Annotated in this window: 22 protein-coding genes; 20 read left to right on the top strand and 2 right to left on the bottom strand. The window is 72.1% G+C overall.

Annotated elements, in window-relative coordinates:
- The first annotated feature begins 2 nt into the window (after positions 1–2).
- The 3 genes from OQ02_RS12615 to OQ02_RS12605 all read left to right on the top strand — a co-directional run bounded on the left by OQ02_RS12615 (position 3) and on the right by OQ02_RS12605 (position 3038).
- Positions 3–968 carry an NAD-dependent epimerase/dehydratase family protein gene (locus OQ02_RS12615; protein WP_051772216.1) on the top strand — a complete coding sequence of 322 codons (966 nt, stop codon included), beginning with the start codon at positions 3–5 and terminating at the stop codon, positions 966–968.
- A gap of 90 nt (positions 969–1058) precedes the next feature.
- Positions 1059–1625 (top strand): dTDP-4-dehydrorhamnose 3,5-epimerase family protein, encoded by a 567-nt coding sequence (locus tag OQ02_RS12610; RefSeq protein WP_033438701.1) that lies wholly within the window; start codon positions 1059–1061, stop codon positions 1623–1625.
- An 18-nt stretch (positions 1626–1643) separates the two neighbouring features.
- Positions 1644–3038 (top strand): NDP-hexose 2,3-dehydratase family protein, encoded by a 1395-nt coding sequence (locus tag OQ02_RS12605; RefSeq protein ID WP_033438575.1) that lies wholly within the window; start codon positions 1644–1646, stop codon positions 3036–3038.
- Positions 3039–3094: 56 nt separating this feature from the next.
- Here OQ02_RS12605 and OQ02_RS12600 read toward each other — a convergent pair whose 3' ends face one another.
- Entirely contained in the window at positions 3095–4204 is a 1110-nt protein-coding gene (locus OQ02_RS12600; RefSeq protein ID WP_033438574.1) for a DegT/DnrJ/EryC1/StrS family aminotransferase, read from the bottom strand.
- A gap of 254 nt (positions 4205–4458) precedes the next feature.
- Here OQ02_RS12600 and OQ02_RS12595 point away from each other — a divergent pair, with 254 nt between their 5' ends.
- Together OQ02_RS12595 and OQ02_RS12590 are read left to right on the top strand one after the other, a co-directional pair.
- Positions 4459–5676: a macrolide family glycosyltransferase gene (locus OQ02_RS12595; protein WP_033438573.1), complete on the top strand. Its 1218-nt coding sequence runs from the start codon at positions 4459–4461 to the stop codon at positions 5674–5676.
- 14 nt (positions 5677–5690) lie between these two features.
- Positions 5691–7181, top strand: a complete 1491-nt coding sequence (locus OQ02_RS12590; protein ID WP_051772215.1) for an AfsR/SARP family transcriptional regulator — start codon at positions 5691–5693, stop codon at positions 7179–7181.
- 171 nt (positions 7182–7352) lie between these two features.
- Here the strand turns inward: OQ02_RS12590 and OQ02_RS46655 are convergent, their stop codons facing one another.
- Positions 7353–8996 carry an FAD-dependent monooxygenase gene (locus tag OQ02_RS46655; RefSeq protein ID WP_033438572.1) on the bottom strand — a complete coding sequence of 548 codons (1644 nt, stop codon included), beginning with the start codon at positions 8994–8996 and terminating at the stop codon, positions 7353–7355.
- Positions 8997–9137: 141 nt separating this feature from the next.
- Between OQ02_RS46655 and fabG the strand changes: the two genes are divergently transcribed.
- From fabG to OQ02_RS12510, 15 genes are all read left to right on the top strand, one after another.
- Positions 9138–9884: a 3-oxoacyl-ACP reductase FabG gene (fabG, locus tag OQ02_RS12580; protein WP_033438571.1), complete on the top strand. Its 747-nt coding sequence runs from the start codon at positions 9138–9140 to the stop codon at positions 9882–9884.
- Between the two features lie 37 nt (positions 9885–9921).
- The gene (locus tag OQ02_RS12575) at positions 9922–10212 is read left to right on the top strand and encodes an acyl carrier protein (RefSeq protein WP_051772214.1); all 291 of its coding nucleotides are present in this window, start codon (positions 9922–9924) and stop codon (positions 10210–10212) included.
- Positions 10209–10691 carry a 3-hydroxyacyl-ACP dehydratase FabZ gene (gene fabZ / locus OQ02_RS12570; RefSeq protein WP_033438570.1) on the top strand — a complete coding sequence of 161 codons (483 nt, stop codon included), beginning with the start codon at positions 10209–10211 and terminating at the stop codon, positions 10689–10691. The genes OQ02_RS12575 and fabZ overlap by 4 nt, the downstream gene beginning before the upstream one ends.
- Before the next feature lie 7 nt (positions 10692–10698).
- On the top strand, positions 10699–11772 hold the full coding sequence (locus OQ02_RS12565; RefSeq protein WP_033438569.1) for an aminomethyltransferase family protein: 1074 nt from the start codon (positions 10699–10701) through the stop codon (positions 11770–11772).
- A gap of 77 nt (positions 11773–11849) precedes the next feature.
- Entirely contained in the window at positions 11850–14114 is a 2265-nt protein-coding gene (locus OQ02_RS12560) for a beta-ketoacyl-[acyl-carrier-protein] synthase family protein (protein ID WP_033438568.1), read from the top strand.
- Entirely contained in the window at positions 14111–14836 is a 726-nt protein-coding gene (locus tag OQ02_RS12555) for a nitroreductase family protein (protein ID WP_033438567.1), read from the top strand. The genes OQ02_RS12560 and OQ02_RS12555 overlap by 4 nt, the downstream gene beginning before the upstream one ends.
- Positions 14833–16083: an FAD-dependent oxidoreductase gene (locus OQ02_RS12550; RefSeq protein WP_033438566.1), complete on the top strand. Its 1251-nt coding sequence runs from the start codon at positions 14833–14835 to the stop codon at positions 16081–16083. Before OQ02_RS12555 ends, OQ02_RS12550 begins: the two co-directional genes overlap by 4 nt.
- Entirely contained in the window at positions 16080–16961 is an 882-nt protein-coding gene (locus tag OQ02_RS12545; protein WP_033438565.1) for an alpha/beta fold hydrolase, read from the top strand. The genes OQ02_RS12550 and OQ02_RS12545 overlap by 4 nt, the downstream gene beginning before the upstream one ends.
- A 53-nt stretch (positions 16962–17014) precedes the next feature.
- Entirely contained in the window at positions 17015–17926 is a 912-nt protein-coding gene (locus OQ02_RS12540; protein WP_033438564.1) for an ACP S-malonyltransferase, read from the top strand.
- Entirely contained in the window at positions 17923–18366 is a 444-nt protein-coding gene (locus tag OQ02_RS12535) for a 4'-phosphopantetheinyl transferase (protein ID WP_033438563.1), read from the top strand. The genes OQ02_RS12540 and OQ02_RS12535 overlap by 4 nt, the downstream gene beginning before the upstream one ends.
- Positions 18357–19205: an ester cyclase gene (locus tag OQ02_RS12530; RefSeq protein WP_033438562.1), complete on the top strand. Its 849-nt coding sequence runs from the start codon at positions 18357–18359 to the stop codon at positions 19203–19205. The genes OQ02_RS12535 and OQ02_RS12530 overlap by 10 nt, the downstream gene beginning before the upstream one ends.
- Before the next feature lie 16 nt (positions 19206–19221).
- Entirely contained in the window at positions 19222–19995 is a 774-nt protein-coding gene (locus tag OQ02_RS12525) for an alpha/beta fold hydrolase (RefSeq protein WP_033438561.1), read from the top strand.
- Positions 19992–20513: a 4'-phosphopantetheinyl transferase superfamily protein gene (locus OQ02_RS12520; protein WP_033438560.1), complete on the top strand. Its 522-nt coding sequence runs from the start codon at positions 19992–19994 to the stop codon at positions 20511–20513. The genes OQ02_RS12525 and OQ02_RS12520 overlap by 4 nt, the downstream gene beginning before the upstream one ends.
- Positions 20504–21544 (top strand): right-handed parallel beta-helix repeat-containing protein, encoded by a 1041-nt coding sequence (locus tag OQ02_RS12515; protein ID WP_033438559.1) that lies wholly within the window; start codon positions 20504–20506, stop codon positions 21542–21544. The genes OQ02_RS12520 and OQ02_RS12515 overlap by 10 nt, the downstream gene beginning before the upstream one ends.
- Complete coding sequence (locus tag OQ02_RS12510; RefSeq protein WP_033438558.1) at positions 21541–22482, top strand: ABC transporter ATP-binding protein; 942 nt, start codon at positions 21541–21543, stop codon at positions 22480–22482. The genes OQ02_RS12515 and OQ02_RS12510 overlap by 4 nt, the downstream gene beginning before the upstream one ends.
- The last annotated feature ends 26 nt before the right edge of the window (positions 22483–22508 follow it).

The raw sequence follows: 22508 nt of genomic DNA, 5'->3' as shown, positions 1-22508 counted from the left end.
CGGTGAGGGCTCTGCGCGCGGGCACCAAGGTCGTGGTGCTGGGCGGCTCGGGGTTCGTCGGCTCGGCGGTGGCCGCGAGGTTGGCCGCCGCCGGTGCCGCGGTGCGGGTGGTCGCCCGCGACCCCGGCGTGCCGCCGTTCCCGGCCGAGGCCGTCACCGCCAACCTGACCGAACCCGGACGGGTCGCCGCCGCCGTCGCCGGGGCGGACGTCGTGCTGCCACTGGTGTTGTTCACCGGCAGCGGCACGTGGCGGGTCGAGGCGGCCGGCGCGGACGACGCCGCGAAGGTCAACGTGGGCGTGATCGCCGACGCGGTCGCCGCGGCCGGTGCGGCGGTGGTGTTCCCCGGCTCAACCTCGCAGGTCGGTCCCGGTGCGCCGGAACGGATCGACGGCACCGAACCCGACCGACCGGACAGCGAGTACGACCGGCAGAAGTGCGCGGCCGAACGCCTCGTGCTCGACGCGGGCGGCTGCAGTCTCCGGATGCCAACGGTGTTCGGTCCCTCGTCGGGTTCACCGGACCGGGGCGTGGTGGCCGCGATGGCGCGCCGCGCGTTGGCCGGTCAGCCGTTGACCGTGTGGGGCACCGGGGAGATGGAACGCGACCTGCTGTTCGTCGAGGACGTGGCCGAGGCGTTCGTCGCCGCGGTGGCGCACGCCGACGACCTCGCCGGGCACGCCTGGCTGGTCGGCTCCGGCACCGGGATCTCCGTGCGGGACCTGTTCACCGCGGTGTCCGAAGCCGTTGCCGCGCACACCGGGCTGCCGGCGGTGTCGGTGATGTCGGTGGCGCCGCCGGAACACGCCACACCGATCGACTTCCGCAGCCTCGTGGCCGATCCGACGGCGTTCAGCCGGGTCACCGGGTGGCGTGCTCGCGTGCCGTTGGCCGACGCGGTGGCCCGGACGGTCGCCGCCGTCGCCGCCGAATTCCACAGTGGACGGATCGAGCCGGCGCACCCCTAACCCCTGCCTAGGGGTGCCCCTAGTGGTTGACCACGCAGTCCGGACCGCATCAAGCTGGTGCGGAATCGGGCCGGCGGACGGAAGGTGCTGATGAAAGCGCGTGAGCTCGCCGTCGGCGGTGCCTGGGAGTTCGAGCCCGAGGTCTTCACCGACGACCGCGGTCTGTTCGTCTCCCAGTTCCAGGAATCGGTGTACGTGGAGGCGGTCGGCGCGCCGCTGTTCGCGGTGGCGCAGGCCAGCAGCAGCGTTTCCCGCCGCGGTGTCGCCCGTGGCGTGCACTACGCCCGCACTTCGCCCGGCTGCGCGAAATACGTGCACTGCTCACGTGGTCGGGTGCTGGACTTCGTGGTCGACCTGCGGGTCGGCTCACCGACGTTCGGCGCGTGGGACTCCGTCGAGCTGTCCGCGGACAGCTTCCGCGCCGTCCACATCCCGGCCGGGCTCGGGCACGCGTTCCTGGCGCTGGAGGACGATTCCACCGTCTGCTACCTGATGTCGCGCGGCTACCAGCCGGACGACGAACTGGCGGTGTCCCTGTTGGACCCGGACCTTGCGCTGCCCATGCCCGCCGACGCGGTCCAGTCCCAGCGCGACCTCGTCGCGCCGACCCTCGACAAGGCTCGTGCCGCCGGGCTCCTGCCCGCGTACTCGGCCTGAGGAAAGGAAGTCCACCAGGTGTCAGCGCCCACTCGCCCGCCGACCGGGCCGCGCCTGGCCGAGTCGATGCTCATCGGCGGCGGCACCGACGCCGTGCACGCCTGGCTCACCCGGACCGCCGAGCACTGCTGGATGCGCGTCGACCGCGTGCCGCTCGACGAGGTGGCGGGCTGGCGGACCGAACCGGACACCGGCAACCTCCGGCACCACACCGGCCGGTTCTTCAGCGTCGAGTCGCTGGCCGTCGACCTGCCCGGCGCCGCGGTGCCGCACTGGCGCCAGCCGATCATCAACCAGCCGGAGATCGGCATCCTCGGCATCCTCACCCGCGAGATCGACGGCGTCCTGCACTTCCTCATGCAGGCCAAGCACGAACCGGGCAACCCCAACGGGCTGCAGCTGTCACCGACCGTGCAGGCCACCCGCAGCAACTACACGCGCGTGCACCAGGGCAAGGCGATCCCGTACCTGGAGCACTTCCGCGACACCTCCGGCCACCGCGTCGTCGTGGACATCCGCCAGTCCGAGCAGGGCGCCTGGTTCTACCGCAAGCGCAACCGGAACATGGTCGTCGAGGTCGACGGCGAGATCGAGGTGCTCGACGGGTTCCGCTGGCTGACCCTGGGCGAGGTGGCCGACCTGATGGCGGTGCCGGACCTGGTCAACATGGACGCCCGCACGGTGCTGGCCTGCCTGCCCTCGGGCGGCGCCGACCTGGCCGGCGCGGCCACCGACGCGTTCACCACCGCGCTCGTCCGCTCCGCCGACCCGGCGACGCCCGGCGTGCACACGATCGGCGACGTGCTGAGCTGGATCACCGAGGTGCGCACCCGCACCGACCTCCACGTCGCCCTCGGCCCGCTGTCCGGGCTGCCCGACTGGACCCGCGTCGACGGGCGGATCGCGCACCGCAGCGGCGGGTTCTTCACCGTGGTCGGCGTCGACGTGGAAGCCGGTGGGCGCGAGGTCGCCGCGTGGTCCCAGCCGATGATCGAACCGGTCGGCACGGGCGTGATCGCGTTCCTGGTCAAGGAGATCGGCGGCACCCTGCACGTGCTGACCCACGCCCGCACCGAACCCGGCTACGCGGACGTGACCGAGCTGGCCCCCACCGTGCAGTGCGTGCCGGAGACGTACGACCACCTGCCCGCGCGGCCCCGGTTCCTGGACGAGGTGCTGACGTCCTCGCGGGTCCGCTTCGACACCGTGCTGTCGGAGGAGGGCGGCCGGTTCCTGGGCGCCCGCAACCGGTACATGATCGTGGAGACCGACGCCGACGTGGCCGCGGACGACGCGGAGTACCGGTGGCTCACCCTGCACCAGTACGAGGAGCTGCTGCGGCACAGCTTCTACGTGAACATCCAGGCCCGCAGCCTGCTGCTCTGCCTGCGCAGCCTCGTCCCCCGCGGCTGACGGTGGCCCGGTGCGGCCCCGGTCCGCGGTGGACCGGGGCTGCCCTCACGGGGCGGTCACAGGGCGGCGAGGACTTCCCGCAGCGACGTGATGACGTGCTGCTGGGTCTCCTGGGGCAGCGACGGGTACATCGGCAGCGAGAAGATCTCGCCGGCCAGCCGTTCGGTGACCGGCAGGCTGCCCTTCTCGTAGCCGAGGTGCGCGAAACCGGTCATCGTGTGCACCGGCCACGGGTAGCTGATGTTGAGCTGGATGTCGTACGCCTTCAGCGCTTCCAGGATGTCGTCACGGCGCGGGTGGCGCACCACGTAGACGTAGTAGACGTGGGTGTTGCCGGGCGCTGTCACGGGCAGCACGAGGTCCGTGTCACCCAACCCCTCGACGTAGCGCGCGGCGACGGCCTGCCGTCCGGCGACGTACTGGTCGAGCCGGCCGAGCTTGCGGCGCAGGATCTCGGCCTGCACCTCGTCCAGCCGACAGTTGTGGCCGGGGGTCTCGACCACGTAGTAGGTCTTCTCCATCCCGTAGTAGCGGTGCCGGCGCAGGTTCGCGTCGACCGCCGGGTCGTTCGTGATCGTCGCGCCCCCGTCGCCGTACGCGCCGAGCACCTTGGTCGGGTAGAAGGAGAACGCGGCGGCCACGCCCATCGACCCGGCGACCTGCCCGTGGTGGCGCGCGCCGTGCGCCTGCGCGCAGTCCTCCAGCAGCACCAGGCCGTGCTCGTCGGCGATCGCGCGCAACGGGGCCATGTCGACGCACTGCCCGTAGAGGTGCACCGGCAGCAGGCACTTGGTGCGCGGGGTGATCGCGGCGGCGACCTGGGCCACGTCCATCAGGTACGTGTCGGGGTGCACGTCGACGAACACCGGGGTCGCGCCCACCGCGTCGATCGCCAGCACGGTCGGGGCGGCGGTGTTCGACACCGTGATCACCTCGTCGCCCGCGCCGACCCCGAGCGCCTGGAGCGCCAGGCGGATGGCGTTCGTGCCGTTGTCCACGCCGACGCAGTGCGACACGCCGTGGTAGCCGGCGAACTCCGCCTCGAACGACGACACGCTGGGACCGAGGACGAGCCTGCCGGAGGAGAACACCGTCTCGACCGCGTCGAGTATGTCCTTCCGCTCCGATTCGTATTCACGCGAGTAGTCCCAGACAAATGTGGTCATAGCTGCCCTTTCGACAATCGGGGGTCGAGGGTAAGCCTAGGCGCGCCCCAGGATAGGGGGTAACCCCTAACATGCAGGTCAAGCCGGTCACTGTGGTGCCAAAGCAGCAGCGCCGACTAGGCCGTTCGCGGGTGCCCGCGACTGCGTTTCAATAGGGCGGTTAGGGGTGTCCAGGCCAGAACCGGCCGCTTTACGGTGGCGGCGCTGCCGGCACGGGTGCCGGATTCCACGACGTCCTGGGATGGGATCAACGAATGTCGCGGCATTTCCTGTTCATGTGCCACCCCGACCACGGGCACATCATTCCCAACCTCGCGATGGTCACCGAGCTGGTCGCCCGCGGCCACCGGGTCACCTACCTGACCGCGCCGAGCATGGCCGATGTCGTGACCGAGGCCGGCGCCACCGCCGTGGCCTATGACTCCCGCTACCGCGACGCGGATTTCGCCCTGGTCGCCAACGACCCCGGTTACCTGATGTCCGTGCTGCTCGACGAGAGCGCCGCCATGCTGGCCACCGCGACCACCGACCTCGACGGCGACCGGCCGGACCTGGTCGTCTACGACACCTCGATCCTCTACGCGGGCCGCGTCCTCGCCCGGCGCTGGGGCGTCCCGGCCGCTCAGGTCATCCCGGTGTTCGCGTCGAACGAGCACTTCTCGTTCCTCAACGCCATGTACAACCCGGAGTCCTCCGGCGCGACGCCCGCCGTCGAGAAGCCGAAGGAGATGCCGGAGTGGGTCGGCGCGACGATGGCGCGGATCGCCGCGCTCTGCGCCGAGCACGGGGTGACCGCCGCGCCGCACGAGGTGTGGTTCGAGGTGCCGCCGCTGAGCCTGGTCACGGTGCCGCGCGAGTTCCAGTACGCCGGTGAGACGTTCGACGAGCGGTTCGCGTTCGTCGGGCCGTGCGTCGGCGACCGGGGGTTCCTCGGGTCCTGGTCGCCTCCCGACAGTGGGCTGCCGGTGGTGCTGGTGTCGCTGGGCGCGGTGTTCAACGAGCACCAGGACTTCTTCCGGACGTGCGTCGAGGCGTTCCGCGGCCGGCCGTGGCACGCGGTGATGACGATGGGCGACGGCGTGGACCCGGCGTCGCTCGGCGAACTGCCGCCCAACGTCGAGGTGCACCGCTGGGTGCCGCACGTGACGGTGCTGGAGCACGCCTCGCTGTGCGTGACGCACGGTGGCATGGGCACGGTGATGGAGGCGCTGCGCGCCGGTGCGCCGATGGTGTGCGTGCCGGGGTCCGCGCTGGACCGGCCGACCGGGTGGCGGCTGCGTGAGCTGGGGCTGGGCACCATGCTCGACCCCGACGCCCTCACCGCCGACGCGCTGGTCGAGGCCGTCACGTCGGTGCTCGGCAACCCGGAGGTCGCGGCCCGATCGGACGCGATGCGCAAGGCGGTCGCGGACTCGGGTGGCGCCTCCCGCGCGGCGGACGAGATCGAGCGGCACCTGGCGCGGTCGCGTTGACGCCGACAGCGCTGATGGCGGAACCGGTGGAGTTCGGCATCCTGGGGCCGATCCGGGCGTCACGCGGCGCCGACGACCTGCGGGTCGGCGGTCCGCGTGAGCGCGCGGTGCTGGCCAGGCTGGTGTTCGACGCCAACCGGGTGGTCAGCGTCGACCGGCTGATCGAGGCCGTCTGGCACGGTGACCCGCCCGCCAGCGCACGCGGTCAGATCGCGATCTGCGTGTCGCGGCTGCGGCGGGCGCTCGGCGACACGGGTGCCGGGCGGATCATCGCCACGGCCAGCCCCGGGTACGTGGCGCGGGTGGACGAGGGCGGCGCGGACTGGCCCCGGTTCAACGGCCTGATCAGCCGGGCTCGCACTTGCGCCGCCCGCGACGACCTGTCCGGCGCGGTGGCGTCCTTGCGGGAGGCGTTGGGGCTCTGGCGCGGGGTGCCGTTCGAGGACCTGCCGGGGCTGCGGGCCGAGGCGGTCCGGCTCCAGTCGGCGCGGCTCGACGCGGTGGAGACGTGCGCCGAGCTGGAACTGCGGCTGGGGCTGCACTACCGGGTGGGCAAGGAACTCGCGGCGGTCGTCGCGGAACACCCGTTGCGGGAGCGCGCCCGTGCCCAGCTCATGCTGGCCCAGTACCGGTCGGGTCGGCGGGCGGAGGCGTTGCGGACGTACCAGGACGCCCGGCGCACGTTGATCGAGCAGGTGGGGCTGGAACCGGGGCCCGAACTGCGTGAGCTGCACGAGAAGATCCTGCGCGACGCGCCGGCGCTGCTGCCGCAGCAACGGGTGGAGGTCGTGCCGGTGGCGGCGCCTTCGCAGCTGCCGCGCCAGGCGCTGCCGTTCGCGGGGCGTGACGCCGAGCTGGCCGAGCTGGACGCGGCGCTGGGTGGCGGTGCGGACGTGCCCGGGACCGTGGTGCTGTCCGGTCCGGGTGAGGTGGGCAAGACGGCGCTGGCGTTGCGCTGGGCGCACCAGCGGGTCGACCGGTTCCCCGACGGGCAGCTGTACGCGGACCTGGTGGACGACTTCGGGCGTCCGGTGTCGCCGATGGTGCTGCTGGACCGGTTCCTGCGGGCGCTCGGCGTGCCGGGGGAGTCCATTCCGGACGATCCGGGGGAGAAGGTCGCGCTGTACCGCAGCAGCGTGTCCCGCCGGCGGATCCTGGTCGTGCTGGACGACGCGGTGGACTTCGCGCAGGTGCGGCCGTTGCTGCCGAGCGGGCCGCACTCGCGGGTGATGGTCACCAGCCGGGGTCCGATGGCCGAGCTGGTCGCACGCCAGGGCGCGCACCAGTCGTTCCTGACGCCGTTGCGCCCGGAGGAGTCGTGGCAGCTCCTGTCCATGCTGCTCGGCCCGCACTGGGTGGCCGAGGAGCGCCACGAGGCCACCCGCCTCGTCGGCCTCTGCGACGGCTACCCGCTCCCGCTCCGCAGAGCCGCCGCCGAACTCCGCTCCGCACCCCACCTCCCCGCCACCCACCTCCCCACCACCCGCCTCCGCGTCCCCGCCTAACCCGCGTGAGTCCTACGTTCAAGCCGCGTGAGTCCTACGTTCCGAACCCGTGAGTCCTACGTTCAGGACCCCTGAATTCAACGCTCAGAACAGGCTCGACCGGAGCCGCGTGTCCTGAGCGTTGAATTCGGGGGTTCCGAACGTAGGACTCACGTGACGTGAAGGTACGACTCACGGGTTCTGAACGTAGGACTCACTGGTGGACAGGGACTTGGCCAGGACGTTGGTCAGAGTTGAGGGGGAGGGGACGGGGGTGGGGGACGTGGGGGTGCGCCAGGCCACGTGGCCGTCGGGGCGGACCAGGACGGCGCCCGTGGGCGTCACGCCGTAAGCGTCGGCCCAGGTGGACGACGACACGGCGGTGGACCCGTCGGTGGAGATCTCCACGGCGGTGACGGCGACGCCGGTCTGCTCGGCGGCTTCCTTCGCGGCCTGGGCCCAGCCGCTGCCGGCGGGGGTCAGCAGGGTGAAGCCGGGGGTCAACAAGTCCAAAGTGGACACCGTCTCGGCACCACGCGTCACGGTAACGTGAGGCGCACGGTGGCCCGGACGGGCCGTGGGAACGTACGTCCGGTACGGGTTCTCCGGCGACGGAGCCGGCGTGCCGTCCGGGACGACGGCGGTCGAGTCGTAGTGGAAGCCCAGCACCAGCCCTTCGGAACGGCGACGCCCGGCCTGCTGCCCGATGGCCTCCGCCATGGACAGCTTGCCCTCCATCATCTGGAACGTGATGAACGCGTTGGCCAGGCTCTCGCCCACGGTCCGCTCACCGACCGGGTGACGTTCCGCCTCGTAGGTGTCCAGCAGCCCCTCACCGGCGACCCCGTGCAGCACGGCGGCCAGCTTCCACACCAGGTTGTGCGCGTCCTGGATGCCGCAGTTCATCCCGAACCCGCCCTGCGGCGTGGACACGTGCGCCGCGTCGCCCGCCAGGAACACGCGACCCGAGCGGAAGTGCTCGGCGGTCACGGCCTGCTGCAACCACGGCATCACGCCGACCAGCGACACGTCCAGGTCAGGCACGCCCACCGCGGCACGCACCACCTCGACGCAGAACTCCGGCGTGAAGTCCGCCTCGCTGCCACCCTCCGACGGGTCGTACCCGGTCTGGATCATCCACCGGCGCTTGTTGTCCACCGCCTCCACCGCGCAGGGCAACGCGCTGCGGATGAAGTAGAGCGCGCACATGCGGTCGGTCAGCAGCGGCACCAGCTCGGCGTCGAACATGATGCTGATCATGTGACCCAGCGGCGGCGGCCCCTGCACCCCGATGCCGAGCTGCGAACGGATGCCGCTGCGCCCACCGTCGGCCGCGATCGCGTAGCGCGCCCGAACCGTGGAACGGCCGGACGACGACTCGATCACCGCGTCCACGCCGGACTCGTCCTGCGCCAACGACGTCATGGTCGTGGCGAAGCGGACGTCACCGCCGGGCAGCCGGGAGGCCAGCCCGCGCAGGATCACCTCGAACTTGTCCTGCGCGCAGATGTACGTGTACGTGGGGCTGTGCGGCGCGTCCTCCTCTATGGGCGCGACCTCCCGGTGGAAGTCGTCCGCCGTGAGCGACGACCCGACACCGACGGCCAGGCTCTCCTCGCGCGGCAGCCCGGCGCGCTCCACCTCCGCCTGGAGCCCCCACGACCGCACCAGCTCCATCGTGCGGGTGGACACCAACCGCGCCTTGGGGAACAGGGACGTGCCCGCGTGCCGCTCGACCAGCAACGAGGTGAGCCCGTGCCGGGAGCATTCGATCGACGCGGCGAGGCCGACCGGGCCACCGCCAACGATGAGGACGTCGACCTCGAAGTCAGCCATGAGGTCGAGCGTGCGGCACCGCGCGAGGGGCCGTCAACCGACGGATATCGAAGTGATAGAGCCGTGAAAACGCAGTTCAGTAGGTTTGCGGCGCACGCTGGCGAGCGGTGTGGGCAGGCATCCGGACAAGTGGGAGGCACCATGTTCGCCGAAGGATCGGTCGCGTTGGTCACCGGTGGTTCGCGCGGGATCGGCCGGGCTGTCGCGGTCGACCTCGCGGCACACGGTGTCCACGTGGTGGTGAACTACTCACGTTCGGAGGAGCACGCCAAGGAATTGGTCGCCCAGATCGAGGCGGACGGTGGCAGTGCGAGCGCGCTGCGCGCGGACGTGACGGACGAAGACGCCGTGCGGGAGATGTTCCGCGCGGTGCGCTCCGAGCACGGCAGGCTCGACGTGCTGGTCACCAGCGCGGGCGTGACCCGCGACAAGCACCTGGTCGTGATGAGCAGCGACCTGTTCCGCGAGACCATGGACATCAACATGACCGGCACGTTCCTCGCGTGCCGGGAAGCGATGCGCATCATGCAGCACCAGAAGCGCGGCGCCATCGTGACGCTCAGCTCGGCCAGCGGACTCGACGGCGGGTTCCCGGGCCAGACCAACTACGTCGCCTCCAAGGGCGCGATCATCGCGTTCACCAAGGCGTTGTCCTACGAGGCCGCACCGCACGGCGTGCGGGTCAACGTGGTCGCACCGGGCTTCGTGGAGACCGACATGACCAAGGTGATCCCCACCAAGCTGCGCGAGGGTTATGCCTCGCGCATCCGGTTGGGCCGCATGGGACGGCCGGAGGAGATCGCCAACCTGGTCACGTTCCTCGCGTCCGACCGGGCCTCGTACATCACCAGCGAGACGTTCGTCGTCAACGGCGGCGGACTCGGCTGACCGCTCACACACCACCGGACCACTGGAAGGGGACAGCGTGACCCTCGAAGACCTGCGCGCCGCGGCGGCCCTGCGTCAGCAGACCTGCGCCCAGATCAAGAAGATGATCGTCTCGCGACTCGATCTGCCGATCGAGCCGGCGTGGATCACCGACGACCAGCCGCTGTTCGGCCGCGGCCTCGAACTCGACAGCCTCGACGTGCTGGAGCTGTACGTGGCGATCGAGGCCGAGTTCGGCGTGGCGCTCTACGACAGCGACATGTCCGTGTTCGGCTCGGTGTCCCGCCTGGCCGACCACGTCAACCCGGCCCTGGCGCCCTCGGCATGACCACGACCCGGGAGCCGGTGGTCCGCACCGGGACCTCGCTGACGAACGACCAGATCCGCGAGATCCTGCCGCACCGCTGGCCCTTCCTGCTGCTGGACCGGGTGGACCGGGTCGAAGCCGGCGTCGGCGGGGTCGCGGTGAAGAACGTCGCGGCCACCGAGCTGTGGTTCCAGGGGCACTTCCCCTCCACGGCGGTGCTCCCGGGAGTGATCGTGATCGAGGCGATGGCCCAGCTCGCGGGCGTGGTGTTCGCGCTCGCGGGCGCCGGTCCGATCGGCTACCTCGCGAGCGTGCGGGCGATGAAGTTCCGCCGCCCCATCGTGCCGGGCGACCAGATCATCCTCAACGCTGACCGGACGGCGGGTGGCCGCGGTTTCAGCGAGTTCAAGGTGAGCGCCAGGGTGGACGGCCAGATCGCCGCCGAGGGGACGATCACCATCGCCGACCCGGCCGCCACCAGTCCAACCGGAAAGGTCTGACACCACAATGGATTCCCTCACGTCGCCGGTGAAGTCCGCGCACCCCGAAGGCACCGCGTACGGCACCGTCCTGGATGCCGATGTCGCGCTGCGGTTCAGCACGCTCGACGCCGAGTACGAGGCGATCCGCGAGCGCGCCGCCCTGCTCGACCTGTCCGGCGAGCGGATCATCGAGATCACGGGTGACGCGGCCAGTGCGTTCGCGCAGCGGGTGCTCGCCCGCGACGTGGAGTACCTGACCGCCGAGCGCTGCATGACGAGCCTCGTGCTCGCCGAGGACGGCACCGCCGTCGACCAGGTCGTGGTGTGGGGCCGGGAGACCGGCCTGCTGCTGGAGAGCTCGGTCGGCGGCGGCACCCGCCTGCTGGAGCACCTGAAGGCGAACGCCGACGCCGGCGTGGAGATCACCGACCGCACCGCCGAGTTCGCGCTGTTCGGGCTGGAAGGCCCGTACGCGTGGGGCGTCGTCGGCCGGCTGATCGACGGCGAGCTCGCCGCGCTGCCGTTCGAGTCCGTCGTGGACACCCAGTGGGACGGCGTCGACATCGTCTTCGCCCGCACCGGCGTGACCGGCGAGTACGGCTACAAGGTGCTGGTGCCGGCCGAGTCGGCCGAGCAGCTGTGGACCAAGGCGATGGAGCAGGCCGTGCCCGCGGGCCAGGAGGCCGTCGAGCTGGCGATGCTGGAGGTCCGCCAGCCGGTGATGCGGCACGAGGCCGGCGAAGGCGTCGACGTGCTGGAGATGGGCGCCGGGTGGCTGGTGGACATCACCAAGGAGGAGTTCATCGGCCGTGACGCCGTGATGGCCGCCTTCGAGGCCGCCGCCGAGCGCCGCACGGTCGGGTTCTCCGGTGGCGACACCGTGCCGGCGGCGGGCACCCCTGTCACCGTCGACGGCGAGCAGATCGGTGAGGTCGTGCACGCGGTGCACAGCATCGGCCTCGGTTCCGCGCTCGGCCTGCTGCGGCTGCCGCCGGACCTCGCGGCGGCAGGTCTGAAGCTCACCGTCGGCGACACCGAGGTGACCACGCTGACCAGCCCGTACGTCACGCCGAAGAGCTGGAGCACCCCGATCATCTGATCCGGGGCGCGTACCGGGCCGTGGTCCGGGTCTGTTTTCCGTTCGACCAAGGCCAGTTGTGCGAGGAGGAGCAAAGCATGGCGCTGCGCCCAGTGGTCATCACCGGCGTCGGGGTGATCTGCGCGGTCGGCCGTGACCCGGAGGAGTTCTGGGCGCGGCTCACGGCGGGCGACGGTGGCATCACCGCCGTCGCCGACGAGCGGTTCGCCGCGTTCGAGGCCCGGTTCGCGGGTCAGGTGCCCGAGGAGTGGATCGACGGGCAGCTGCCCGCCGAGGACACCGGGCTCGACCGCACCGCACGGCTCGCGCTGGTCGCGGCCAGGCAGGCGGTGGCGCAGGCCGGCCTCGGCGACGACGTGCCCGGTGATCGCTTCGGCCTGGTCCTGGGCAAGTGCCAGGCCACCCCGACGGTCGACGGCGGCTACCAGCCCATGCACGCCACGGGCGACGTGGTGGCCGCACGGCTCGGGATGCTCGGCCCGCGCATCCTCGTGTCCACCGCGTGCGCGGCCGGCGGCAACGCCGTCGGCCTGGCCAAGGACAAGATCCTGACCGGCGAGGCCGACGTCGTCCTCGCCGGCGGCGTCGACCCGCTGCTCTTCGGCACCTACGCCGGATTCGCGGGCCTCCAGGCGCTCAGCTCCCGCCAGTGCGGCCCCTACAGCCGCTCCGACGGCCTGAACCTCGGTGAGGGCGCGGCGTTCGTCGTGGTCGAGGCGCTGGACCGGGCGCTGGCGCGCGGCGCGACGCCGTTGGCCGAAGTGGCCGGGTACGGGTTGTCCGCGGACGCCTACCACGCCACCGCGCCCGACCCGACGGGCCGCGGCGGGGTCAGCGCGATGCGCCGCGCCCTGGCCGACGCCGGGCTCGACACCGACGCCGTGGACTACGTCAACGGGCACGGCACCGGCACGCCCGCCAACGACGCCATGGAGAAGAAGGTCATGCGCGCCGTGTTCGGCGAGCGTGCCCCGAGCGTGCCGACCAGCAGCATCAAGAGCTTCATCGGGCACACGCTGGGTGCGGCGGGCGCGGTCGAGGCGGTGGCCAGCGTGCTGGCCCTGCGCACCGCGACCGCGCCGCCGACCATCGGGTTCTCCGAGGAGGCGATCGCCGAGTCCACCTTGGACTTCGTGCCGAACGTCGCGCGTCCGCTGGACATGGACGTGGTGGTGTCCAACAACTACGCCTTCGGCGGCAACAACGCCTCGCTCGTGCTGCGCCGCCCCGGCGGCCCGCGCGAGTACGAGGAGTTGCCCCGCACGGAGGTCGTCATCAGCGGCCTCGGTCCGGTCACCGGGCTCGGCACCGGCATCGCCGAGGTCGCCGAGGCGGTCGCCAACGGCCGCACGGCGGTCGGCGCGGAGCCGTCCCTGGAAGGCCGCACGTTCGCGCCGCGCTCGCTGTGGCGGCACATGAACAACCTGTCCCGGATGGCCATCGCCGCCTCGCGGCTGGCCTGGGAGGACGCCGGGCTGAAGCTGCCCCGCGCCGCGCAGGACAACGTGGGCGTCATCTTCGCCACCGCCGCCGGCTCGGTGGAGAGCACCGACGGCTTCGACGAGAGCGTGCTGGCGAACCCGAACAAGCCCGCCGTGCTCAGCTTCTCGAACGTGGTGCTCAACGCCACCGGCGGCGCGGTCTGCCAGACCCTCGGCCTGCGCGGACCTACCACCACCATCTGCAACGGCGGCGCGTCGGCGTCCATCGCGCTCGACTGCGCGGTCGAGACCATCCGCTCCGGCAAGGCGGACGTGGTGCTGGTGGTCGCCGCCGACGAAGCCTCCCGACCCGGCGACGGCACGCAGGTCTCCCCGTACGACAGCGACTCGGCCGAGGCGTCCCCCGCCTCCGCGGCCGTCGCACTGGTCGTGGAGTCCGCAGCGCACGCCGCCGCCCGTGGGGCGACCCCCTACGCCCGGGTGCTCGGCAGCGCCCACGCCGGGTCGGGCACCGACGACGAGCGGTCCCTGGTGGCCCGCAGCCTCGCCGCGTTGGCCACCGACGGCGTGGACCTCGTGGTCGGCGCGGCCACCGGTGGTCCGGGTGACGCGGCGGAAGCCGTCGCCGTGCTGGACGCGGTCCCGTCCGCGCTGCTCACCGCGACCACCGGCCTGACCGGCGACGCGGCGTCCGCCACCGGCGCGCTGAACCTGGCGCTCGCCGCGCTGGCCGTCCGCGACGGCATCGCGCCGGCGATCCCGGCGCCGTCCCGGCCGCACGCCGGCGGGGCGGAGTCCTACGTGACCAAGCCCGAGATGGCCGGACCGGTCGCCAAGGCGCTCGTGCTCAGCGCCGCGCCCGGCTCGGTGCGCGGCGGCACGCTGCTGGGTGCGGTATGACCACACCGTTCGACGTGCTGGAGACCGACCGGCTGCTCACCACCACCCGGTCGGTGCGGCGCAGGCTCGACCTCGACCGCCCGGTGCCCCGCGAGGTGATCGAAGAGGCGTTGGAGGTCGCCGTGCAGGCGCCCACCGCGAACGACCAGCAGAACTGGCGCTTCGTGGTGATCACCGAGCAGGCGGTCAAGGACGAGCTGGCCGAGCTGTTCGACATCTCCTGGCAGTTCCACCAGAAGGAGGTGTGGACCCGGTCGGGGCGCAGGCGCAACAGCGAGCAGGCGCGGCGCAACAACGAGTCCGCCGCCGCCCTGGCGGAGACCATCGCGAAGGTGCCGGTGCTCGTCATCCCGTGCGTGCTGGGCAGGCCGCCGGACATCGGCGCGATCGACGCGGAGTGGCTGGGCCAGACCGGCACCCGCAACCTGGGCACCTGGCAGGAGGGCGTGCGCATCGGGGCGATGCGGGCCAGCAACTTCTACGGCTCGATCTTCCCGGCCATCTGGTCCTTCCAGCTGGCCCTCCGCAGCCGGGGCCTCGGCAGCACGATCAGCTGCATGCACCTGCCGTTCGAGCGGCACGTCGGCGAGCTGCTCGGCATCCCGGCCGGGGTGACGCAGATCTGCCTGGTCCCGGTGGCCTACACCGTCGGCACCGATTTCCGTCCGGCCCGGCGGCATCCGGCCAAGGAACGCACGTCTTGGGAGAGGTGGCAGGCATGAGTGTCGAGCACACCGGTGTCGACGTCGTCGTCGTGGGCGGCGGCATCGCCGGGGCGTCGGGCGCGGCCAACCTCGCCGCGAACGGGCTCTCGGTGGTGCTGCTGGAGAAGCAGGAAACCTACCAGGACATCGTCCGCGGCGAGTGGATCGCGCCGTGGGGCCTGCGCGAGGCGCAGATCCTCGGCGTCGAGGACGCGTTCGGCGTCGGCGGCGCCTGGGAGATCCGCGAGTGGACCCAGTGGGACGAGACCGTGGCGCCCGCGGAGGCCGAGACCGTCGACATGACGCGGTTCGTGCCCGGTGTCGGCGGCCCGATGTCGTTCCCGCACCACACCGTCTGCGAGCTGATGGCCGAGCAGGCCGAGGAGAGCGGCGCGACGGTCGTGATGGGCGCGCAGCGCGCCACCGTGACCGCCGGCCTGCACCCCGAAGTGCGCTACACGCACCAGGGCGAGGATCACCTGATCCGGCCGCGCATGGTCATCGGCGCGACGGGTCGCGGCTGCACGGTCGGCCGCCAGGTCGGCGTCTCCATGGCCACCTCGGTGCACCACTGGGGCGGCGGCCTGCGGGTCAGCGGCCTCGACGACTGGCCGATGGACGTGCAGGCCATGGGCACCGAAGACGACAAGATGTTCATGGTGTTCCCGCAGGGCGACGGCGTGGCCCGGCTTTACATCAACTTCCCGACCGCCAACCGGGAGCGCTACCGCGGCGCCGAGGGCATGAGCCGGTTCATCGCCGACTTCGAGCTGGCCTGCCTGCCCGACCGGGGCAAGGCCGTCTACGCCGCGGCGGAACCGCTCGGGCCGTTGAAGCTGTGGCCCTCGGTGGCGATGTTCCCCGAGCAGCCGATCGTGATGGACGGCGTGGTGCTCGTAGGTGACGAGGCGGGCAACGCGGACACCGTGCTCGGGACCGGCCTGTCGTGCAGCCTGCGCGACACCCGCGCCGTGTGCGAGGTGCTGACCGGCGGCGACGACTGGTCGCCCGGCGCGTTCGACGCCTACCTGGCCGAGCGCAAGTTCCGGATGGAGCGCCTGCACTTCGGCGCGGACATCATCGCCAAGCTGCACTGCGAGTTCGGCCCCGAGGCCGCCGCGCGACGTCGCCGGGTCCGCGCCCTGATGGCCGACAACTTCGCCGCCTCGGTGACGGGCCTGCTCAACATGGTCCCCCCGGAGGACGTTCCGGACTTCGGTTTCAGCGAGTTCTTCGCCGAGAGGCTGTTCAGGGAGACGGTATGACCACGAAGGACACTCTGCTCACCGACTCGGCGCACGTCAACGGGGTCGACATCGCCTACGTCGACAAGGGCGAGGGCGACCCGGTGGTGCTGCTGCACGGGTTCCCCGACTCGCACTACCTGTGGCGCCACCAGATCGACCCCCTGGTCGAGGCGGGCTTCCGGGTGATCGCGCCCGACCTGCGCGGCTTCGGCGGCTCCGGCAAGCCGCAGGAGGTCGAGGCGTACGACATGCGCACGATCGTCAACGACGTGGTCGCCCTGACCCAGCACCTGGGCATCAGCAAGGCGCACATCGTCGGCCACGACTGGGGCGCCGCGATCGCCTGGATGTACGCGTTCCTGATGCCGCGCCGGGTCGACCACCTCGCGGTGCTGTCCGTCGGGCACCCCGGTGTGTTCAGCACTCCGTCGATCGAGCAGCGGGCCGCCAGCTGGTACATGCTCTTCTACCAGTTCCCCGGCGTCAGCGAGCAGTTGTTGCGGCGCAACGGGTGGCGGCTGTTCAAGGAGATCATGGGCGGCGAGGGCGACCACCAGCGCTACCCGCGCGAGCTGGCCAAGCCCGGCGCGCTGACGGCGGCCCTGAACTACTACCGCGCCAACCGCTCGCCCGAGTCGGAGCTGCGGGTGGAGGGCAACTTCCCGCCCGTGCTGGCGCCCACCCTCGGCATCTGGTCCTCCGGTGACAAGGCGCTGCTGGAGGAGGGCATGACCGGCTCGGCGAAGTTCGTCAAGGGCTCCTGGCGGTACGAGCGCGTCGAGGACGCCAGCCACTGGATCCCGCTGGACCAGCCGGAGCAGGTCACCAAGCTGCTGCTCGGCTTCCTCGGCACCGAGAAGGCGGCGGCCGTGCCGACCCGCAGGCGGCGGCTCTAGACCCATCGGCACACCGTCCACGCACGACGGCGAGCGTTTCGGGAGGTACGCAGGTGATCGGCTTCGTGTTCCCCGGCCAGGGCACCGTCCGGGTCGGTATGGGCGGCTGGCTGCGCCGCGACCAGGCGGGCGCGGCGGTGGTCGAGCGCGCCGACGCGCTGCTGCCCGAACCGGTTTCCGAGCTGTGCGCCCGCGGCCCGCTGGAGCGGCTGATCGACACCGCGCACGCCCAGCCCGCCGTCACGGTGTGCAACCTCGCCGCGCTGGCCGTGCTGCGGGCGAAGGGCCACGAGCCCGACGTCGTGGCGGGGCACAGCGTCGGCGAGATCAGCGCGCTGTGCGCGGCGGGCGTCCTGGACGTCGACACCGCGATCAGCCTCGTCGCGACCCGCGCCCGGCTGATGGCGGCACTGCCCGACACCGGCGCCATGACCGCGGTCATGGGCATGACGCCGCACGAGGTCGAGAACCTGGTCGCCGAGGTCGCCGGGCCGGACGAGCCGCTGGTGGTCGGTCTGGAGAACGCGCCGGACCACACGGTGGTCTCCGGCGCGTCGACCGCCGTCGAACGGCTGGCCAAGCTGGCGACGGAGGCGGGCGCCCGCAAGGTGGTGGCGCTCAAGGTCAGCAACGCGTTCCACTCGCCGCTGATGGCGGGCGCGCTGGACGGCTGGGCCGAGGCCGTGCGGGCCGCACCGCTGAGCCCGCCCCGCATCCCCGTCGTGCCCAACGCCACCGCCGAGGCCACCACCGACCTGCCGACCATCGTGGACGCGCTGATCGTCCAGCTCACCGCGCGGGTGCGCTGGACCGAGACGATGCACGCGCTGTCCGGCGCCGACACCCTGATCGAGGTCGGTGACAGCAAGGTGCTCGCCGGCCTGTTCCGCGCGGTGGGCGTGAAGTGCCTCAGCATGGCCGACCCGACCGCCGTGCGCAGGCTCCGCCCGGAGCCGGCGGCATGAGCCAGTGGGGCAGCGCCGCGGTGGCGTTCCGGGACCTGACCGCTCCGTGGCAGCTCGTCGAGCCCATGCCGCTGGAGACCGTGTTCACCCGGGCCGAGCGGCTGCGCTCCGGAGCGGGCCGGACCCTCCAGCACTGGGCGGGCAGGCTCGCGGCCAAGTACGCGGTGCTGCGCCTGCTGGACGTGCCCGAGACCGCCGAAACCCTCGGCGCGGTGGAGATCCTGCCCCGACCGACCCCCCTTTGCAGCCGCACCGCGGCCTGCCTGCACGGACACCCGCCCGGCGTGCGCCTGTCGGGTGATCTAAGCGTGCACGAGGCCCCCGACACCCGCATCCGGGTGTCGGTCAGCCACACCGCGGACCTCGCTTTCGCGGTGGCGCTGGTGTCGGCCTGGCTGCCCGAGGACCACGACCTGGAAGCGGTGAGCGGATGGACCTGATCGAGACCGCCGGGCGCTGGACCGCGGCCTGGCGCGCGGGCGACACCGCCGCGATCGCCGACGCCGTCGCCGTCTTCGCCGACCCGGACACCCCGGAGCCGGTCGGCGGCGACGCGCTGGCCGGGCACGTGACGGCGGTGCTGGAGCGGTTCCACGACCTGGAGCTGGACTTCGCCGCACCGGCAGACGCGGGCGACACGGTGGTGGTCACCTGGACCCTCACCGCCACGCACCGCGGCGCCTACCTGGGCATGCCCGGCACCGGTGACACGGCCGTCGCGGTCGGGACCGACGTGCTCACCACCGTGGACGGCGCGGTGCACGTGCGGCGGTACTTCGACCGCCTCGCGCTGGCGCAGTCCCTGGGCTACACCGCCCGGTTCCTGCCCGCGAACGACGAGGTGCAGGACTACGGCGTCTGCACCCGGACCGGCACCGGCAAACCCGCCTACCCCGGCGTGATCACGTTCACCTACCTGGACGTCCGCGACGACGTCGAGAGCCCCGACGTGGACCTGCTCAGCACCGAGGTGGTCAAGTCGCTGCGCGCGTCCAAGGGTTTCCTCGGCGCGGCCACGTTCGAGCTCGGCACCCGCAAGTACACCGTCACGGCCTTCGACCGCCCCGAGTCGGTGCGCGCGGTGCACGGCCGGCCGCACCAGCGGGCCATGCGCCGGTTCTTCAGCAGCGGCCTGTGCACCGGCGCGTACACGAGCGTGTGGTCATTGGAGCGGGAGAGCTTCTTCCTGCGTTGCCCCGTCTGCGGTGCGGTCGTCAACGCGGGCGCGGGCAACACCTGCGAGTGCGGAACCACACCGACCCCCGAACCCCTCTTCTGATGCCAGGAGCCACCCGATGACGGTCTTCACCGCCGACCACCGGCCTGCCGCGGACGGCCGCCCGATGGTCGCCTTCATGTCCGCGCTGTTCGCCGGCGGCTGGATCTGGGACCACCCGTTCGCCGCCCTCGCCGAGGCGGGGTGGCCGGTGCTGCGCACCGAGGAGCCGATCTGCGCGGTCGACGCCAGGGTCGCGGGTTCGATCGAACGCCTCGGTGACGCCCTCATCGAGGCGTGCGACGCCGCCGGCGCGCAGGAGATCGTGGTGTGCGCGAACTCCCTGGGCGGACTCGTCGCCATCGACCTCGCCGGCCGCTTCCCGGACCGGGTCAAGGCCATCGCGGTCAGCGGCGCCCCCGGCCTCGGCGACGACCCCGACGTCGGCCTGAACATGGACCGCCGTGGCAGCGTGCAGCTCGCGGGGGAGCAGTTCCGCGACCGGATGCTGGCGGCGCTGTTCCACGGCGAGCCGCTGTTCACCGAGGCGCAGATCGAGTCGACGGCGGAGCTGCTGCGCCAGGGTTCCTCGATGGTCGCGATGGCGCGCAGCATCCGCGCCACCCGCACGTACCAGGTGGACCCGGCCATGGACAAGGTCACCTGCCCGTCCCTGTACATCTGGGGCGAGCACGACCGCATGACGCCGGTCGAGCCCTGGCAGGAACTCGTGCCACGGCACGCGGGCACCGAACTCGTCACCGTCGCGGACTGCGGGCACATCCCGATGATCGAACGCGGCGAGACCTACACCGCCGAGCTGCTGCGGTTCCTGGACCGGGCCATCGGGTGACCGCGCCGCCTGTGCTGTTCGGGGTCGACGTCGTGGACGTCGCCCGGGTCACCCGTGCCATGTCCTACAGCGGCCCCGCCTACGCGCAGCACGTCACGTCACCCGCCGAGCTGAACCTGCACACCGATCCCGGACTGGCGACCGCGGCCACCGTCGCGGTGAAGGAGTGCCTGGTCAAAGCGGTCGGTGGGCGACCGCCGGGCTTCTCCTGGCACGACTTCGAGGCGATCGGCGACGCGCCGTTCACCGGCCGGGAGTGGGCCGACGGGCTGCTGGCCGCCGCCGTGCCCGAGGTCGAGGCGTCCACCCGGGTCGCCCTGACCGAGTGCTGCACCTACGCCGTCGGCGGCGCCAGCGGGCGGGCCGCGCTGGCCCGCTTCACCGCGACACCGCCGTCCGCCGAGCCACGCGCGGGAACGGCCCTGGTGGGCCTGGCCCGCTGGGGCTGGAGCGGGGACCTGATCGTCGCCCTTGCCATACTGACCACGATTTCGGAAGGAGCGCTGCGATGCCCGTGACCGAGGCACCCGCCGAAGTGCACATCCAGCCCGGCGAGTCGATCCAGAGCGCGCTGGACACGTGCGGACCGGGAGCGGTGGTGCGCCTCGCGGAGGGCGTCCACGCCGGCAGCCTGACCGTCACCCAGCCCGGCACCACCATCATCGGGGCGGGCCGGGGCAGGACGGTCATCGTCCCCGGTGACGTCGCGCCCACCTCCGTCCCGCCGCTGCACGACGCGCCCGAGGGCGTGGTCAACGGCATCGTCGTCCACGAGGTCGACGGCGTGACGATCGAAGGCCTGACCGTGCGCGGGTTCACCGGCGCCGGCGTCTACGCCCACACCGCCACCGGCATCCGGCTCGTCGACGTCGAGTCCGACGCGAACCGCGTGTGGGGCTTGTACATGCGCGAGTCGTCGGGCATCGAGATCGTGCGCTGCCGCGCGGAGGCGAGCCAGTACGCGGGCATCGCGCTGGCGTTCTGCTCCACCGCGGACGCGCTGATCGCCGACAGCGAGACCACCGCCAGCGCGTTCGGCGTGTTCGTGGACAACTCCAGCCACGCCCGCGTCGCGCGCAACCGCTGCCACGGCAACGCCGCCGGCATCCTGCTGCTGCACCAGACCTACGAGGGCGAGCTGCCCGGTGGCGTCACCGACGTGCTGATCGTCGACAACGACATCACCGACAACTGCCTGGCCAGCGGCGGCGAGGACCCGGAGGCCCTCGGTTCCGCCGGCCCGCCGATCTCCGGCGTCGGCATCGCCGCGGTCGGCGTGCAGCGGGTCGCGGTCGTCGGCAACCGCCTGCACGGCAACAAGCCCGGCGGCCCGTCGGTGATGGGCGCGGCGCTGGTGCTGGGCACGTCGGCGGACTGGGGCGGCTCGGACTCGGTGGACAACTCCTTCGAGTGGAACACCATCACCGGCAACAGCCCGTTCGACGTGCAGATCGGCACGGACCTGGCCAACCAGCGCTTCCGGAACAACGTGGTCGGAACCTCCCAGCCGGAGGCGATCGAGGGATGCGGACCCGAGAGGACGACATGACCCCTGCGCTGGTGTGCGAGGGCTTGGTCAAGCGGTACGGCGACAAGACGGTGGTCGACCAGGTCGGCTTCCACATCGACGAGGGCGAGGCGTACGGACTCCTCGGCCCCAACGGTGCGGGCAAGACCACCACCATCTCCATGCTCGTCGGCCTGCTCCGGGCGGACGCCGGCTCGGTGCGCGTCGGCGGGATCGACGTCGCCGAGGACCCGGTGGCCGCCAAGCGGCTGATCGGGTTCGTGCCGCAGGAGATCGCGCTCTACCCGGAGCTGACCGCCCGGGAGAACCTGCGCTACTTCGGCAGGCTCTACGGCATCCCGAGGCGCGAGCTGTCCGGGCGCATCGGCGAGGTGCTGGCGACGGTCGGGCTGTCCGACCGCGGTGACGACAAGGTGGCCAACTACTCCGGCGGCATGAAGCGGCGCACCAACATCGCGGTCGCGCTGCTGCACCGGCCCACGCTGCTGATCCTCGACGAGCCGACGGTCGGCGTCGACCCGCAGAGCCGCGTGGCGATCCTCGACCAGGTCGAGCAGCTGGTCGCCGAGGGCATGAGCCTGCTCTACACCTCGCACTACATGGAGGAGGTCGAGCGGGTCTGCACCCGGGTCGGGATCATCGACCGGGGCCGGGTCGTGGCCGACGGCACCAAGCGGGAGCTCGTGGCGGAGCTGGGCGGCACCGACCGCGTCGAGCTGGTCCTCGACGGCGACGTGTCGGCCGCGGCCGAGAAGCTGCGGACCGTCGACGGCGTCTCCGAGGCGGTGGTCACCGGCACCTCGTCGATCCGGCTGCTCGTCACCGGCGGCAGGCACCTGCTGCCCGCGCTGCTCGCCGCCGTCGCCGACACGGCCGCCGCGGTGACCGGCGTCGAGGTGGTCGAGCCCGACCTGGAAGCCGCCTTCCTGCACCTGACCGGCAGCACCCTGCGCGACTGACGCGAGACCGAGCGAGGGATTGGCGA

It is taken from the genome of Saccharothrix sp. NRRL B-16314 (assembly GCF_000716595.1).
Lineage (GTDB): Bacteria > Actinomycetota > Actinomycetes > Mycobacteriales > Pseudonocardiaceae > Actinosynnema.
The sequence above is the reverse complement of the archived record's forward strand: the minus strand, read 5'-3'. Positions and strand labels throughout refer to the sequence as shown.